Origin of the sequence: Paenibacillus sp. E194 (genome assembly GCF_000935845.1) — a bacterium.
GTDB lineage: Bacteria > Bacillota > Bacilli > Paenibacillales > Paenibacillaceae > Paenibacillus_B > Paenibacillus_B alvei_B.
Window position 1 is genome coordinate 1 of record NZ_JMDX01000030.1, and the last position, 17,013, is coordinate 17,013.

Below are 17,013 nucleotides of genomic sequence, written 5' to 3' on the forward strand. Positions count from 1 at the left end.
ATACATGCCTGCTGACTCGGACTAAGCATCCCGCCATATATCTTCTCCAGCAAGTCACCCCATCTCATTCTTCTACCCAATTCGCTGTCTCCTGTCCGCTCCTGACAGCAAATATCCTTTTTCTGGCTGCAATCCGATTCATGTCCCGAATTTGCCGAACTGCTGACCGCTGCGATCGATTCCACTGTGGGGAGCCAAACACGACCAATCCTGCAGGATCATCCTTCGAACGCCCCGCTCTGCCCGCCATCTGTACAAGTGAAGCTGCATCGAACAAGCGATCGTCTGCATCAAGAATGAATACATCGCTCATCGGTACCGTCACACCTCGTTCCAGAATCGTTGTCGTGACGAGCACACGAATGTTCCGTTCTCGAAATTGAATTACTTTATCCCCTCGGCTCTCATCTGCCGCTGACGTTCCATCGATATGGACACCGGGAATACGTTCGCGTAGCAGACGTACAAGCGGATCTACTTGACGAATACGAGAAAGGAACACAAACAGCTGGGCACCTCTACGTACCGAATAATTCATGCGTGCCAGCAGAATTGCTGGCAGCCCATGTGCAGATAAACACTGAGCAACCGAAGGCATTGTGATTCTCATCGGGATAGGAAGTGGATGACGATGGAAACGCACAGGCACCCTCGCATGAGAGAGCTTGCCCCTTCGAACATCCTGCTGCATCGCCTCTGGCGGTGTCGCGGATAAATAAACGAACACACCCCCGGGCATACAAGCACGTTCTGCTGTACGCTGCAGCATAGGATCATTATGATAAGGGAATGCATCCAGCTCATCGATAATAGCTAATTCGAAGGCCTCCTCGAAACGAATCAGTTGATGGGTGGTCGCGATAGTAATATCTCCATCTCGCCACCGTTCCGGGCTACCTCCATACAACGTAACGACCTTCTGTGCAGGAAACGCCTTCTCTATCCTAGGCTTCAATTCCAGTACAACATCACGTCGCGGTGTGGCAATCAATACACGCCCACCATGCAGCAGCGTGTCCTCCACGAGCGGAAAAATCATCTCCGTCTTTCCGGCCCCAGTTACGGCCCATAATAAAAAGGCCCCCTTGCGCAAATTCCTCCTTGTTCCCTGTACCGTACTTCTACGTCCAAATGTATTCATCTCAGTTTGCCTAGCATCTTGGTTCTTCGCACGAACTCCATCAATATAATCTAATGCTCGTCTACTTGCCTCTAACTGTGCTGGAGCAAGCCCCCACTTCTCTAACTGCTCCTCCCGATTCGAAATAAGCGCTGCGGCACTGTCGTCACCTCGATACAGCTTGCCAGCAATCAAAATAGCACAAGACCGGCAGCGCCCCACATTCAAGCATTGTGTACAAGTCCAGCATTGTACAGAATGGCAAGTCGAGCAGGATGAGCTACTTAAGCCCTCTGAACTCCCACAGCGTCCGCAGCAAATCGTAACCGAGGCTTTATAGAGGGATCGCATGACTCGTTTCAGCTGTGAAATACGGCTAGCATTAGGCAATTTACCGACGTCATCCAGGCGTGTTAATGACATTCCTGCCCTAAGCTCCAGCCAGCCATGCAGCCAGCCCCACTGGATAAGCGAATATCTGCTCGCAATTAAATGTTCCGCCCCTGCATCGCGCAGCAATTGAATCAATTCTTCCTCCAGAAGCAATCGACCACGAATCTCGTAGGCAACACGATAGGCATCAGCATGCATTGCGGACCACACTTCTGCCTGAAGAACACCTTCCCCAAGGAAAGAAGCAGGCAGCCCAGATTGATCCGTATCCCATTGTGTTGTTGCATAGGCTATGGATTGTTCTGCGACCCGATACATAGGCTTCTGCTTCTCCATGACGAACAGCTTGGAGGTCGGCTCCGAATATGGCGCTTCGATAATCGCAACAGCTAGATGCTCCTGCATCAGCCTCCGCTTAGCTTCTTCTTCAAGCACCTCCACACACGGGGAAAGAATATCAGCAAAATAACGAACCCAGCCCTGCTCTCCCCAACGCTCCATAGCTTCGCTTGGCATGAAATGTTCCAGTACAGCGATGCCAACTTGAATCGGCAGCTGCTGGTGCAAAACAACGAGTTTCGACCCACGGGACAGACTCCCTTCCCCTGCTAACCAAAAGCGTACATCAACACGCCAATCTACAGTGATGCCTGAGTGCCATCCGTACTCCGTGCGCACGGCATAAATTCTTACTTGCATGACTATTCCCTCTCCTTCGCCATACGGCTCACCGGAGCATGCTTGCTGCTTGATATCTGGATGCGCATCTGCTCAAATTACGCAAAAAAGCACACCCCACCCGTGGAATCGGGTGGCATGTGCTTCATGCCCAGCGCCTTATCGTATTTGTATAAAATTGTATACGAATCGACGGATTCTGACAACCCTAAACTTCAGTAAACTTACCAAATATAACGGTATTTATAGTATTGTTCGATTCGATATTCCATATCTCTCCGAACAACACCGCTTACAAGGCACTGCGAGCCTTAAAAGGAATTTTCCGCCAATCCTCTGTACTCCGTGGCTCAATTACAATCAATGTCTCTGCCGCTGCTTGCTGCTTCAATCCTTGCAGTGTTGCCTCAAGCTCATTCCTTTGAATCACAAGCAAGTTCCAGCTCATATCGTAGCCGCTCATTACACGTGAAGCAATTGGAAACGTAGCATCCGTAGAACCGCTATCGACAAATGTGAAATGCAGCTTGCGTCCTTTCAGCCAAGCAAACCAACTATACGCACGAATCACCCACTCGATATGGCGTTCATCATTTTCCGTCACAAGCACGACATGCATCCAAGGCGCAGGTCTAGCGCCACGTACGAGCTGCTTCCATTGATGAGCCAGATGAACAGCCGCTATCGCGAGTCCGAAGCATCCCACAATCCAACATAGCATTGCGATCATGCGGCCACCTCCTTACTACCAAGTGTATGCCGCAATAGATGCCGGGGTGACGGACAAGCGCCGGCTAACCATGTGATTCAGTTCTAGGGACAATGCGCTATAAAGTTACCCAACCATTCTTAATGGAATTGATGACCGCTTGCGTCCGATCATCGACCTCCATTTTCTGCAGAATGCTGCTGACATGATTCTTAACGGTCTTCTCACTAATAAATAAGAATTCGCCAATCATCTTGTTGCTCTTGCCTTCCGCCATCAAGCGAAGTACTTCAGCTTCACGTCTTGTCAGTGGATTATCTTCCGCAGCAATGAACTTCACGCCTGCATCTCTCGATTGACTGCTCACGATTCCGTTGCCGTCAAGCAGTGTCATCCGTCGAAGCTGCTGAATAAGCTTGCCCGTTACCTTTGGATGGATGTAAGCGTACCCTGTTACAACCGAACGAATAGCATTAATTAAAGACTCAGCTTCCATGTCTTTCAACAAGTAGCCAGAAGCTCCTTTGCGCAGCGTTTCAAATACGTAGCTCTCATCGTCGTGTATCGAAAGGATGAGTACCTTTACATCCGGAAAAATATCACGCAATCGTTCTGTGGCGATCACGCCATTCTCAATTGGCATATTAATATCCATCAGAACAACGTCCGGCACTTCCTTATTACAAAATTCAAGCACCTGAATGCCATCGCCGCATTCGCCAATGACCTCCAGATCGTCCTCCATATTCAATATACGCTTCAAGCCCTCGCGAAAGAGCTGGTGATCGTCAGCAAGGAGTACTTTTATTGTTTCTATGTCCTTCTTACGATTCTCCATAAGGTTGCTTACTCCTCTCTCTTCTCCACATTCGTCGGAATTTGTATCACGATGCGAGTTCCACGGTTCTCCGCCGAATGAATTTCCATACGGCCTTCGAGCAGCTCCACCCGCTCCTGCATGCCCAGCAGGCCAAAATGAGCGTGCTCTTTCGATTTTTCTTCCAGGGACTCTACCTTGAAACCAAAGCCATTGTCGCGAACGATCACGCGTACTTCCTCTTCATCATACGTCAATTCACATGTAACGTAAGAAGGATGTGCATGCTTCGCTGCATTGGTGAAGGCCTCCTGAACCAATCGGTAAATAGCTGCTTCCATCGCAGAGCGCAGCCGGCGTTCCAGCCCTCTAACCTCGAATGAAGTCTTAATTCTGTGCTTGTCTTCATAGTCATGTATAAATTTGCGCAGAGTCGGTACAAGCCCTAAATCGTCCAATGCCATTGGACGTAAATTAAAGATCACCTTACGGATCTCTTCTAAGCCGAAACGAACCTGCGATTTTAAATCTACTATTTCGTTCTGCACCATTTCAAATTCCTGCTTATTTAGCATTCTTTCTACAATTTCCGTCCTAAGCACTAGATTAGCAAGGGATTGCGCGGGGCCGTCATGAATTTCACGTGCGATCCGCTTCCGCTCTTCTTCCTGTGCCAGAATGATCTTCAATCCGAGCAGCTGCCGAGTTTTGGCGGATTCCAAAATACGTGTTACCTGACTCAAATCACCGGATAAATATTCAAGCGCAACGCTCATCTGAGAGCCAATTGTCTCTGCTCGTTCCACAGAACCCTCAATCGCGCGCAATCGTTTCTGAATATCATCCCGCCGTGTCTTCAAGTAACCTTCCTTCTCCCGATACATCATCAGCTCAAGCTGCATCTGCGTCGCCTTTTCATAGGCCTGCTTGATATCTTCCTCGGTATACCGGACAAAATCACGGCTCACATCTGTCAAACGCAGACGAGCCAGACGATAGTTCCGCTCCAGCTCGTCCACCTTATCACAAATTTCAGCAGTCTGATCCATAACCATCTGCAGTTCTGCGTTCATAGCAATCGCTTCATTCCGAGACGAATCCAATATTTCGTAAATCTGATATTTGCTCTCTTCCATCACTTTGATGGCGTTCTTAATGACGCGATCAATGACATCGACTTGATTATCCACTAACGTTCGGTCTCCTCGTTCATAAAAGGATGAATGGAATTTCATCCTTAATGATACCACATCAATGGATAGTAATGGACTTCGTATTTTGCTCCCATTTTACAGTTAGGCCTAATTGTTCCGATACGAAGCGAAGCGGGACTAAAGTCCGTCCTTGTCGAATAATAGGTGCGACATCCGATGCAAGTCGAGAGCCGTTGCGGACGAATCCTTTTTGGTTCACGATCATTTCAAGGAAACGTTCGCCGCGCATAATCGTAACCGTCTGCGCTGGACCATTCCAGAGTGCTTCGCCCCCAAATGCATCAAGCACAACTCGTACCGGAACGTAGGTAGAACCATTCAACACGATTGGTGCCACGTCCAGCTTCTTCACAGCGCCGTTCACCTTGGAAGACTTGCTGTTCACAGTCAAATTCATTGTAGCTGTAGGGAAAATATCCGATGAACCAGCGGGAAGCTGTGCGATCAAGTTATCAAACGCCACTGTTCCTTCTGTTGCACGTTCGTCCTGATCTTCCTTGAAGTTGACCAAATATAATCGTTTCAGCTTAGCTGGATAAGAAATACCCAGTGACGATAGATCAACCTCTACTGTCTTCCAACCTTCCCAATTAATCGATTCTGCTACATTTACATAGTGAGCTTTCTTGTTGGCATCATGGATCTCTAGTCGCAAATTGGTAAAGCTCTTGTCTCCATAGACGTCGAACTTCAAACCGCTAGTGCCATTAGGAAGTTCCATGCCTGTAGAACCATTCAATTCTGCATAGGCAAACTTATCAGCGCTACCGCCTGCATTCATATCATAGGACAGCTTCAATACTTTGTCATTCGCACCGTGGCCGCCAAATCCGCCTTCGATGCTGACTTGTCCCTTCGTGCTGCCCTTCGGCAATCCAGAGAAGGAGATACTCATATTTGTTTGATTGAAATTCTCTATTAATTTCTCCGATCCAAGTGTCAGAGGAATCATTGTTCTCAAGCCATCATAGCTTGCAATGGCATAGCCAATCTTTGATCCTTCTGGAACCGAATTCACTTTAAGCACGCCATCCTCAACCTTACCGTTGAAGCCGCGAATCTCCCACTTCACAGCAGATACAGGTACTATCGTCTGATTGCCATTCAGCAAGGTAGCCTTCACTGGCACTGGAACACTCGCGCCGGCACTTAGTGGAGCTGAGCCGGTAGCGATTTGCAGACTCGATAAGTCCTTCGCTCCGATGATCGTTACCTCTGCAGTCGTTTTCGCTCCTCCGGACGTAGCTACAATAGTAGCCTTGCCTGAGGATTGAGCGACGAAGGCATCCTTATCCCACTTTATCTTGCCGTCTGCAGAGCTCCATTTCACATCCAAGTTAGAAGCATCTACCGGATTGTAATGCTCATCATAGGCCTTCATGCTGTAGGTTGCACGCTGCCCGATAAACAGCGTTTTTTCTCCACTCAGGGTCATGCCCTTCACTTTACCTTCTGGAGCTGTCGTGAACACGCCGAGACCGTTGACAACAGAACGAACATTGTTGCCACCTTCTTTGGTTTCATGCGTTAGCTTCGTATCGAATTCGCCTAATGGCCGATTCGTCATTGTTGTGGAGCCACCGCCGTCCAAGTTCACCGCTTTCCAGATACCAGCCTGCACGAGTGCCTGCTGGAATTCCTTCAATGTAAAGCCCGAGCTTACACTGTTCGATTCAGCCGTTACGATGTAGGCATAACGTCCATCCTTTGAGTAACCAACCGCTGTACGAGCCGTTACACCACTGCCGCTAATGCCGCTCGTATCACGAGTGAAGCTGGATGCCTTGCCGTTCTCAACGAGCAGCGTATGACCGCTTATCATCATTTGGAAAGAGGATGGATCTACGGATTGGCCTGTCGACTGAGACAACAGTTTGTAATCAATCTTGAGAGATGTACCTACCTGCATGGTACGACGCATGAATTCCGCAGCCTGCCCGTGTCCACGCAAAATAACGCCATCCTCAGGAACTTCCATTGGTAGCGCACCCATATCGGAGATTTGCTCTACGACCCCATTGCGTACAAGCACTTCTGTAGGAGTTGTCGTCGTGTCATTCGGCCGCTTCATTCCTTTCCAAGTACTTGTGTAGACATACATAGCATTTATATGGCTATGCTGCTTCCCAGGCTCTTTATCGTACTTCATCTTATTGATACCTGACAGCGGGAACGTTTGGCCATCCGCCAAGGCCACATTTCCTGTGAAGCGATATTGATCGATGGTAGGCGTACCACTCTTCGTTACGGCAAAGGCATACATGCCTGTAAGTTCCGCAGGGCTTGTAATCATCTCTCCCTTTGAAATGGAGCCTCCCATTGGAACTTGGTCGGAGCCCATCATCCAATAGTCCCCGTTTACACCAGCGACTGCCCCGGTTTCCTTCGTCATCTTCGTGACTGGGTTCCCGGTAGCTGTCTTGCCGTCCTTCCCTGTCATGACATCCAGTTTAATATAGGGATTGCTTAAGTCGGCCTCAATCACATTCATTCGAGTCTTATACGTTTTCGTGCCCCGCTGCAACGCGTATTGATAGGTAACCAATCTAGCACCTGAGGTAAGTATCTCTTCGCTGAGCTTTTGCAATGAATTCAATGGTGCATGCGTATTCCCACTAGTCGATTCTACCGGTGCATCCGCATAAACATAGTTTCCCCATCCAAATGCAGGATGAATGAACAGTGCGCCGGATAGCACGACTGCCGCAGCCTTTGTCCCCATCCGTCTTGTGTGAGTGTGGAGGACAGGTTGATTTGATTTGCCCATATGTCTTCTCTCTCCCATTTCGTCCTATTATGTATAAATGTCAATATGTTCGCGTGTCAACTCTACTATTATATAGACTACCAAAATCGACAAAAAGTTGCGATTTTGTAACGTATTTGGTGGATTTTACGATATAATGCCTGAGCGAAGCCAGGATGAAAACAAAAAGAAGCCCTGCCTTCCGGGCTATTCGCCGTTAGTAGACAGAGCTTCCTTCTCGTTATTTATTATTAATCCAATGTTATATAATCTACCTTTTTCAATAATCGAACTAATAGAATGGCTGCCTGCGCGCGAGTTGCCGAACCTTTAGGCTGGAATTGAGTGGTGCTAACTCCTTGAATAAGCCCATCCTGTACGGCCTGTGCCACGATTGTTGCACCTGCACGGGTAAATTCCTTATAGTCCTTGAATGACTTCAGCACATCTGTCGATGCAGCGGACATGCGATATCCTGCTGCTTGTGCAGCACGAACCATCATAAGTGTAATCTGCTCGCGTGTCACAAATTGCTTCGGCTTGAATGTTCCATCTGGGAAGCCCGTAATTACACCTGCACGGATAGCCGCACCAATGTAGGCTCCAGTCATATCTCCTTGATTCACATCGCGGAAACGCTTGACAGCTTCACTATCTGGTTCAAGTCCTAGCGCTCGGGAAATCGAGACAGCGAACTCCTCGCGCGTAATCGGCTTGTTCGGCTCGAACTTAGTTGTGCTGCGTCCGCTCATAATCATTTTGGATACGAGGGCAGTCACATCCCCTTGTGCCCAATGCCCCTGTAAATCGATGAAGGATTGTTTCCCCACCGTAAAGAGAATAATCTTTGTTCCCACCATATTCGTAATGGCTACTGTATCTAATCCTGCACGAGACACCTTGGTTGGCAAGTATCCTAATTTCGAGAAATTCTTCATCCACTCTACTAATGCTGCCCGGCCGGCAGTTACTGACTGGGAAGACTTCATTTTTACAACGGTATCAATATTCAACGCGCTACCCGCACCATTGTTAACTACATTGAACAGCGAGAATTGATAAGCCTTCACCATTGCTGTTGCCTCTACACTTGCAAGCTCATTCGTAATCGTAGCTGTTTCATTGACCGGATCGATTTCAAAGAGAAGCGAAGAATTTGTCATTGATCCTTGCGTTCTTTGGATGATCTTGCTCATCGTATCGCGATTAAGCGATATTCCGTATACAGCTTCCTTATACTTCACGGTAAACCAGATCGCATCGGTTCGCGAATATGCCTTTTCAAAGGCGGCTAACGGTACCACGACCCGCGCGCCCGCTTCTGTGGATGGCACTTCGAATCGAAGCTGCTTATCCGAATCCAAAGATTGGCCAGCAAACTCAAATGCCGTCTTCACTTTAGTAGTATCAAGCGTATAACGATTGACCGTTGCTCCGCTGCTTGTCCGGTCAGTGGTAATTTGAGCTGTATTCTGAAGCAGGACATACGCATAGTCTCCGAAGGAGCTATCTTTGTCACTTTTCACAAAATAGCTATCCAGCGACCCGGTCGTTGTTCCACCTGTGCCTGTACCCGTTGCCCCTACTTTCAAGTTGGAGAATGTCTTGATTTCGATTCCTGCCTCTGATTGAAGTGCTTTGGAACCTGTATTGTAAGTTACACTTAAGTTGCTTCCATCTGTCGGAGGGTACGTTAACTCGATCGTCACCTGCGTTCCGCTGACTGTTACTTGTTTAATACTCATCGCCTGATTGCCTGAAGTGACCAGAAACTGCGGATAATAGGACGCCGACATCGATTCAAGTCGTTTGTTAAACGTCAAGATTATCGAAGGGGACTTCCAGGTTACCGATTGGACAGTCGCAGCTTCACTATCTGTCGAATTCGAAGCAGATACAAGGTTCAAGTTGGAAGCATAGTTGTAATTCCAATCGCGCAGCGGCGGATTCCCTCTCACATACGATACGGTTACATTATCTGTTTTCGATACCGCCGATTGTAGGGTCAGTTCCACCCGATTTTCCTTAATCTCAACTTTCGTGACGTAACGTGCCTTCTCATTCACGAGTACAGAGAATTGGTTTTTCATTGGAATGTTGTTCTTATCCATCGGTTTGTTGTACTTCAGAATCATCTTTGTTCCAAGCACCGTTACCTCTTTCAGTTCCGGCGGCTTGTTGTCATAGCTGTTCCGAACGAAAAACTCATCGATCGTTCCTACTTTACTGCCACGGGTATCCTCTAGTGGATAATTACCTGGCGTGTAGCTGACCTTGACAACATCTCCGTTCGATACAGAACGGTTTAATGACAAGGTCACGGTAGACGAGCTGCTGTTATGCGATAGTTTATCAATTCCTACAGTGGAATCATTGTATGTGACGGTAAATTGACCGTCTGCATAGGAAGAAACGCTTTTCAGAGAATCTGTAAAATATAAATATAAAGTAGAACCGGAAATATACCCATCACGCAGCTTCGTCAGCGTCGTATCTACCTTATTCTCAACGGCACGGGAGCTAAAGCTGGAAGCTACATTGCCTACCGTATCACGCACCATGCGGAAGCGTGCCGCATAGCTAATCTTGACGTCTTGACCTACTGCAACGCCGCTCTCCAGTGACACATAGACATAATTGCTAGATGTATACGCGCTGCTGACACGCCGCCCTTCGTTATTCACTAGTACGGTGAATTCGTTGGAAGGCGGATTCGCGTTGCTATCCAGCGTCTTGTTATATCGAATTTGAATTAACGAGTTGTTGTACATTGTCACATCTTCTACTGTTGGTGGATTCCGATCTGTAATTGCCGTAGAAAATGCCCATTCAGACAAACCTGCAAATTCATTGCCGGCTGCATCCTTAACGGCTCCCCTTGCAATGCTAACCGTATACACGGTATTTTCCTGCAAATTAGAGGCAGGGTAAATCCACAGCTCCTTCGAATTGCGTACGTTTACACTGGCTGATTCTGAATAGGAATAGGATTTTCGCCGCAAATCCACGCCTTTGCCCGTATACACGATCGGTTTACTGAAGGTAATAATTAACGTCTTGTTCGCCGGTACAGACACACTGCCTGACGAAGGATCGAAGCTGACAATCGTAGGTGCGGTTGTATCCGTTGATTGCGTTCGGAACGTCCATTCCACAGCCTCCATCAAGTTTCCAGCAGCATCACGGAATGCTCCCTTCGGTATGGAAACTACATATGTACGATTGGGTTCCAAAGTAAGAACATTCGTGGACTGAATAACCGCAGAGCCGCCTCCCATTATTGCTGAGGTAACAGGGAGCACAATATCTTGGCGTCCATCTGATCTAATCACAATATTGCCTGTCACTTGATAGACCGACTTATCGAATGTAAGTTCCAAGCGTGTCTGTGGGAGGACAGCTGTCCCATCCAGCGAGCGCTTTGTTATTTTCGGTGGATTCGTATCAACACCAGGCGTCGTTGTAAAGTTCCAGTACGTCTTGCCTGAGAAGCCTGCTACGGGAGTCCCGTCATCCAAATCCAAAAAGGCGCCTGCATCCATCGTGACATAGTACGCTGTTCCGGCTTCTAATCCATCCAATTTCGCCGTTGCAGTAAGTCCATTCACTACGAAATCCTTCGCAGCGATTGTCTTCACGACACTGTTGTCACTGAACTTATTGATCTTGATGCTGCCTTGGCCCGCTTGGACAGGACGGTTAAACGTAATTTGTGCATCCGCAGGCAAAGCAATTCCTTGGCCTTGTGGCGAGAAGGATGCCGCTTCTTGCTGGGATTTAATAGAAAATACCCATTCTGCAGGTGTAGACAGTTCTTTAGAGGCTTCGCCCAAAAAGAGCTTTCCATCAACTTTGACAACATATCTTGTTCCTGCTTCAAAAGGCTGCAGCCCCTCCAGTTGGAATGTTACGTTATCAGTTGTTGCTATTTTTCCGACTCCATTCGCACTTGTTTCAGCAAAGCGCTGCTGTGCTCCTGTTTTTTCGTTCGTTACCGTAATGTACCCATTCGTCATGGATACTTTTTCGTTGAACGTAAATTGTATGCTTGATGGATTGATCGAGACTTCCTGCGCACCGTTAGCTGGCAATGAGCTGACTATCGCAGGAGGGGTAGCTGCGTGCACTTCGGGCACTCCTCCCCATCCGAACACTCCTAAAAAAAGGACAAAGGCCATTGTAGCCGCAATCCATTTCTTCATTCTATATGCTCCTTTCATTCCGAAGACAGTTGTACTCTATTTGTCGGTAAAAAGGAGGAAATAGTTTAGATTCATCACCGCCGGCACGCAAAAAAGACCTCCTCCTAAGCCTAAAGCCCAGAAAGAGGTCTTGTATAAGCGCTGAAATAATAAAGGGTTAGATTACAAACCCGCTTGCTCACGCAGAGCATCTGCTTTGTCTGTACGTTCCCAAGGCAAATCCAAATCTGTACGACCAAAGTGTCCGTAAGCAGCAGTCTGCTTGTAGATTGGTTTGCGCAGGTCAAGCATTTTAATAATCCCTGCAGGACGAAGATCAAAATGAGATTGAATCAGTTCAACAATCTTCTCTTCATTCACTTTGCCTGTTCCGTAAGTATCAACGTTAATGGATACTGGAGTAGCTACACCAATGGCATAAGCTAATTGGATCTCACATTTGTCAGCCAAGCCAGCTGCTACGATATTCTTCGCAACATAGCGCGCTGCATAAGCAGCAGAACGGTCAACCTTCGTTGGATCCTTACCGGAGAACGCTCCGCCGCCATGGCGTGCATATCCGCCGTACGTATCCACGATGATTTTACGGCCAGTCAAGCCTGCATCACCTTGTGGTCCACCGATTACGAAGCGGCCAGTTGGGTTAATGTAGTACTTCGTCTTATCATCAAGCCATTCACTAGGAACGACCGGAGTAATAACCAGCTCTCTGATATCACGTTGGATTTGCTCCAATGTTGTATCTTCCGCATGCTGTGTCGACACGACAATCGTATCTACACGAACTGGCTTATCTCCATCATATTCAATCGTCACTTGTGTCTTACCGTCTGGACGAAGGTAAGGCAGTGTGCCGTCTTTGCGTACTTCGGACAAACGACGAGCAATACGGTGTGACAATGCGATCGGAAGCGGCATGAGTTCTGGTGTTTCGTTTGTTGCAAAGCCGAACATCAAGCCTTGGTCGCCTGCACCGATATTCTCGGTTTCTTGCTTGGCATCTTCAGTACGTGTTTCAATGCCGGCGTTAACCCCCTGAGCGATGTCTGGAGATTGTTCGTTAAGCGAGGTCAATACTGCACAGGTATTATAATCAAAACCATACTTCGCGCGCGTATACCCGATATCCTTGATCGTGTTGCGTACGATAGATGGAATGTCAACATAATCTGCCTTTGTGCTGATTTCTCCTATGACGAGAACTAATCCCGTGGCTACGGATACTTCACATGCAACCCGAGCATTCGGGTCGTTCGCCAAAAAGGCGTCCAATACCGCGTCCGAAATCTGGTCGCATATTTTATCCGGGTGTCCTTCAGTAACGGACTCGGACGTAAACAAGTGGCGTCCTTTCAATGACATAGGACTCGACCTCCTAACCTATAATATGGCTCTCCCATGAGCAGCCTAAACAAAAAATGAACCTTTCCCGAATGGAAAAGGTTGTTATAGCAGCCTTCGAAAAATCATATTACTGTATTTGTCCGGTCCTGTCAATGAAAGCGTCAAAAGTTGGATTACCTATTTTTGCTGCAATGCGGTGGCAATGAGACGTTTTGTTATTTCGCCGCCTACCGAACCAGCATCCCGCGAAGATAAGGTACCCCAATCTGCATGACTAGTCGTATGTTGAACCGGAACGCTGCCGAGTTCGGAAGCGAACTCTGTATCCATTCCAATATGCGCTCCGTGATGAGAAACCGGAAGTCCGAACTCGGCTGCAATCTCATATTTCATACGGTGCAGGGCGTCTCTGCTGGCTGGCACTAACGTTTTTTTGCTCACGGTAATATCCTCCCTCATTATATATGCGTCGGTGATAATTATTGTGCCTATTTCGGAAAGATACACCCGCAGGAAATGTTACCCGCCCTGCCAGCTCATGTTAATTACTCTGCCTTTTGTACTACTGAATAACCACCTCGAACCATAATAATCAGTCCATTTTCCTGCTGTGGATCTGGCATCACACCACGTCCATCACGAGGGAACAACAGCAAGTGGTTCGTCGCAACCGCTTGTCCACTCTTGATATCTGTGCCTGCCGTTACATCCGGCACTCCATTCTCATCCGGGCTTGTAATGACTGCTTTTCCGTTGCGGACAATGACCTCAGTTCCGGCTTTGGCAACAAGCTTCTGGCCACTTTTAACCGTTACGACTTTAAGTTCCGTATTGCTCGTTGTGTCGGTATCAGCCTGATCCTTCTTCGCGTTATCTTTGTCCTTGTTTGCAGTGTCGTTTCCTGTATTGCCTTTCTTCAATTCAGCTTGAATAAGGGATTTTACTTGCTGATCCACATAACTCTTCGTTACAAGTGGATCGGAAGACGTCCCTGGCGTCGTATCTGCTGCGAATACGTTCACACCCAAAATAGAACCTGCTATAACTCCGCTAGTTATTAATGCCGTTGATAAGATAATCTTCGTTAATTTGTTCATTTTTTCCTCCTGACTCCTATTAGCGAAAATCCCCTCATTTAAGAGGGGATTTTTCTAGTTTTCTATTAGTCACCAGTTTTCAAGTTTTTGATATTATATCTGCTTCCATAACTAGCGATTTTGATTCTTTCGTCTTGGAATGAATCGTAAAGCGATACTTGGAAGGCTCCATTTTCAACTTGTTCAAAGAATGTATCCGAAATAGAAGTTGAAAATGATTTGCTTTTCGCTTCTTCTAAATCTTTCTTGCCAATTTCAAGTGCTTTTTCGAATTTACGTCCACTGGTATCTGTAATTTCAATAATTAACTTATGTTCGTACTCTCCAATATTGTAATCTTGCTGTCTAATTAAATCATAAGTGAACTCAATGGACAAATTCGAAGATTTGTTCGCAGTTGCAGTAAAGTTATTAATCGACAACTTATATGGGAAGAAATCAAGATCTCTAAAGTCGCGTTTGAAAGAAGGCTGGGCAATATCCAAATTCATTGCTACTGCGTTGACGTAGCCATCAGATTCTCCCTTTGGTGCGGTCAGTTTATTCTCGGTAATTCCTTCACCGATAACAAATTGCAACTTTTTAGGATCAATCGTACTTGGAACCTTAGCCCAAGCAGTCAGTATATTTTGTCCTTGCGGGTTAGTAGGCCCTTGAACTTGTGTAATATTTGCCTTGTAGTAACGCCCATCGTCTGTACGATAATATCCAACCATTTGTGATAAGATAGATTGGCGTTCTTCCAGGCTCTTCATAGTTAGATCGGTGTAAATAACTTGATTTGCAGCACCTGGATATACTTTGCTGTTTAGTGCTGTAATATCTGCTTTACGACCTTGTGTTTTCAAACTATGAATTGACCCATATTTAACCTCTGGCAATTCGGTTAACTTCCCACTATTTGTGAATTGGATCATTGGCGACAGATCTGACTCCCCTAATTTCTCCATTAGAGCCACTTGAATTTGTGAGAAATCTAAATAACTAGGAAGTTTTGTAACAATGTATACATCTACATCTTCTTTTGGTCCAATAATGAGTGCACCATTTGAGCTTACAACTTGTGTTTTACCCGTAATATCAGCTGTATCTAATTTATATACACCTTCAAGAGCAGGCAATTGAATTGTTTTAAACTCTTTGTTTTTGATTTTCATTTTGGCCGACAGGATATCCCCATCTACCCATGGGAGCCGTTGCATCGATTCAATTGTTACTCCCAAATTACCTTTACTATGCTGAACATTGTATTCGACTCCTGTCTGATTTTTCATTGACTGGAGTTCAGGCAATCCATAAATACCTTCTGGGTATTTAAATTTTGTATCCTTTGGTGTATCCTTTTGCTCAGGATCAGAAGGTCTATTCATTTGCAGCTTAAGTTTAGCAACATCTATGTCATATTTCACATTAGCTGTTAAGGTAACTGGACGTTTTTCCAAGGGTTTTAGAGTAAGATTTTCTAGCGATTTCGTTTGAATCGGAACAGACAGTCCATTAGGGCCGTTAATTGCAAATTCGTATTTAGGTATGCTAACAGGGCTATTCGTCAGGTTTTCAAATTGGAATGTCAATGTAATTTCATTTTGGTCAAAGCTTTGATTGGACCAACCTGTGACTACTTTTGTACTTACTTTTGAATCATTTATTTTAATAACTTTCTCCTTGTATGGTGCAACGCTAGAATTTCCAGCGTTTGATTGCGGTAAAGCTAATGTTGCAATCGGTAAGTTCACTTTTAATGTTTCATCTTCAGCTAATACTTGCATCTCCAATTTATTAAGGATAATGTTTTTCGGAACTGCAGTCATAAAGTTTAACGTCTTTTTCTCACTTGGCTGAAGCTTGTATTCCTTACTTATGTTATCTGGAACAAGTGGATAATTACTGCCACTTGCAGTTTTCAGCACATACTTATAAGTAGGATTCTCCAATGGTTTAAAACCAGCATTTTCAACGTTGACGGCAACATTCACATAATTGGAATCTCCCGAAGGAAATACAATAACACCATCAATGCTTGTTTTGATTGGAATATCATTCATCCGAACTGTACTTGCTTTTCCAGCTAATGTAGATGTCATCATCCAAGTCGGAATAGTAAATGATCCTAACCTATTTTCAAAATTTGTTTTGCTAAAATCCCATTTTAAAATGTCAAAATTCAGGTCATTAACTGTTAAGTGTTTTGCAATCTTCGTATAGTATGTGACGTTCATTTGTGAAAGAGCCGGTACATTCTTTTTTTCTTTGTCCTTAGTTGTCAAGTTACTTGAGTATACTGTTCCACTTTTCGTTCGAACCTTTGTCCAATAATCAATGAGTGGGATGCTCCGCTGCTCATTATTGTAATAAGTAAGTGTATAAGTCAGAATAGTTCCATCATCCTGCTTATTGAGATTAACATCTGTCAGCTTAACAGAACTCTTTGCTGTTAGGCGAATTGGCTTTAGTTCATTCAGGGTATGTACTGGGGCTGGTTTAACAACTTTTGTTTGTTGTTTATTTGCAGTTTGCTGTTTATTGCTGGCTGGATTATTTGCAGCGTGTGCAGTCGTAAATGTTATTGAAAAAGTACCGAGTACGAGTGACAGGGATAGCATCGTCGCAATGGCCGTTGTTCTTTTCAATCTAGTTCCTCCTATTTGTTCATTCTCTTATATGTATTATAACGCGAATAGATAGGAGTTGGT

Annotated in this window: 10 protein-coding genes; all 10 read right to left on the reverse strand. The window is 45.9% G+C overall.

Translation table 11 applies throughout. The annotated features are described in order from the left end of the window. Window positions 1-64: 64 nt before the first annotated feature. The 10 genes from AZ66_RS06405 to AZ66_RS06450 all read right to left on the reverse strand — a co-directional run bounded on the left by AZ66_RS06405 (window position 65) and on the right by AZ66_RS06450 (window position 16,950). The gene (locus tag AZ66_RS06405) at window positions 65-2,212 is read right to left on the reverse strand and encodes a DNA/RNA helicase (RefSeq protein WP_044354078.1); all 2,148 of its coding nucleotides are present in this window, start codon (window positions 2,210-2,212) and stop codon (window positions 65-67) included. 271 nt (window positions 2,213-2,483) lie between these two features. Next, window positions 2,484-2,921 (reverse strand): hypothetical protein, encoded by a 438-nt coding sequence (locus AZ66_RS06410; protein ID WP_044354080.1) that lies wholly within the window; start codon window positions 2,919-2,921, stop codon window positions 2,484-2,486. A gap of 97 nt (window positions 2,922-3,018) precedes the next feature. Continuing rightward, window positions 3,019-3,738 (reverse strand): response regulator, encoded by a 720-nt coding sequence (locus AZ66_RS06415; RefSeq protein WP_021258870.1) that lies wholly within the window; start codon window positions 3,736-3,738, stop codon window positions 3,019-3,021. 8 nt (window positions 3,739-3,746) lie between these two features. Further along, a complete protein-coding gene (locus tag AZ66_RS06420; protein ID WP_021257134.1) occupies window positions 3,747-4,907 on the reverse strand; it encodes a sensor histidine kinase in 1,161 nt (386 codons plus the stop codon). Window positions 4,908-4,968: 61 nt separating this feature from the next. Continuing rightward, window positions 4,969-7,698 (reverse strand): stalk domain-containing protein, encoded by a 2,730-nt coding sequence (locus tag AZ66_RS06425; RefSeq protein WP_044354081.1) that lies wholly within the window; start codon window positions 7,696-7,698, stop codon window positions 4,969-4,971. Between the two features lie 230 nt (window positions 7,699-7,928). Further along, complete coding sequence (locus AZ66_RS06430; RefSeq protein WP_044354082.1) at window positions 7,929-11,879, reverse strand: Ig-like domain-containing protein; 3,951 nt, start codon at window positions 11,877-11,879, stop codon at window positions 7,929-7,931. 162 nt (window positions 11,880-12,041) lie between these two features. After that, the gene (metK, locus tag AZ66_RS06435; RefSeq protein ID WP_005544758.1) at window positions 12,042-13,241 is read right to left on the reverse strand and encodes a methionine adenosyltransferase; all 1,200 of its coding nucleotides are present in this window, start codon (window positions 13,239-13,241) and stop codon (window positions 12,042-12,044) included. A 159-nt stretch (window positions 13,242-13,400) separates the two neighbouring features. After that, complete coding sequence (locus AZ66_RS06440) at window positions 13,401-13,682, reverse strand: alpha/beta-type small acid-soluble spore protein (RefSeq protein WP_036619266.1); 282 nt, start codon at window positions 13,680-13,682, stop codon at window positions 13,401-13,403. Window positions 13,683-13,768: 86 nt separating this feature from the next. Beyond that, a complete protein-coding gene (locus AZ66_RS06445; RefSeq protein ID WP_044354083.1) occupies window positions 13,769-14,320 on the reverse strand; it encodes a hypothetical protein in 552 nt (183 codons plus the stop codon). 65 nt (window positions 14,321-14,385) lie between these two features. Then, window positions 14,386-16,950 (reverse strand): hypothetical protein, encoded by a 2,565-nt coding sequence (locus AZ66_RS06450; RefSeq protein ID WP_044354084.1) that lies wholly within the window; start codon window positions 16,948-16,950, stop codon window positions 14,386-14,388. Window positions 16,951-17,013 lie beyond the last annotated feature (63 nt).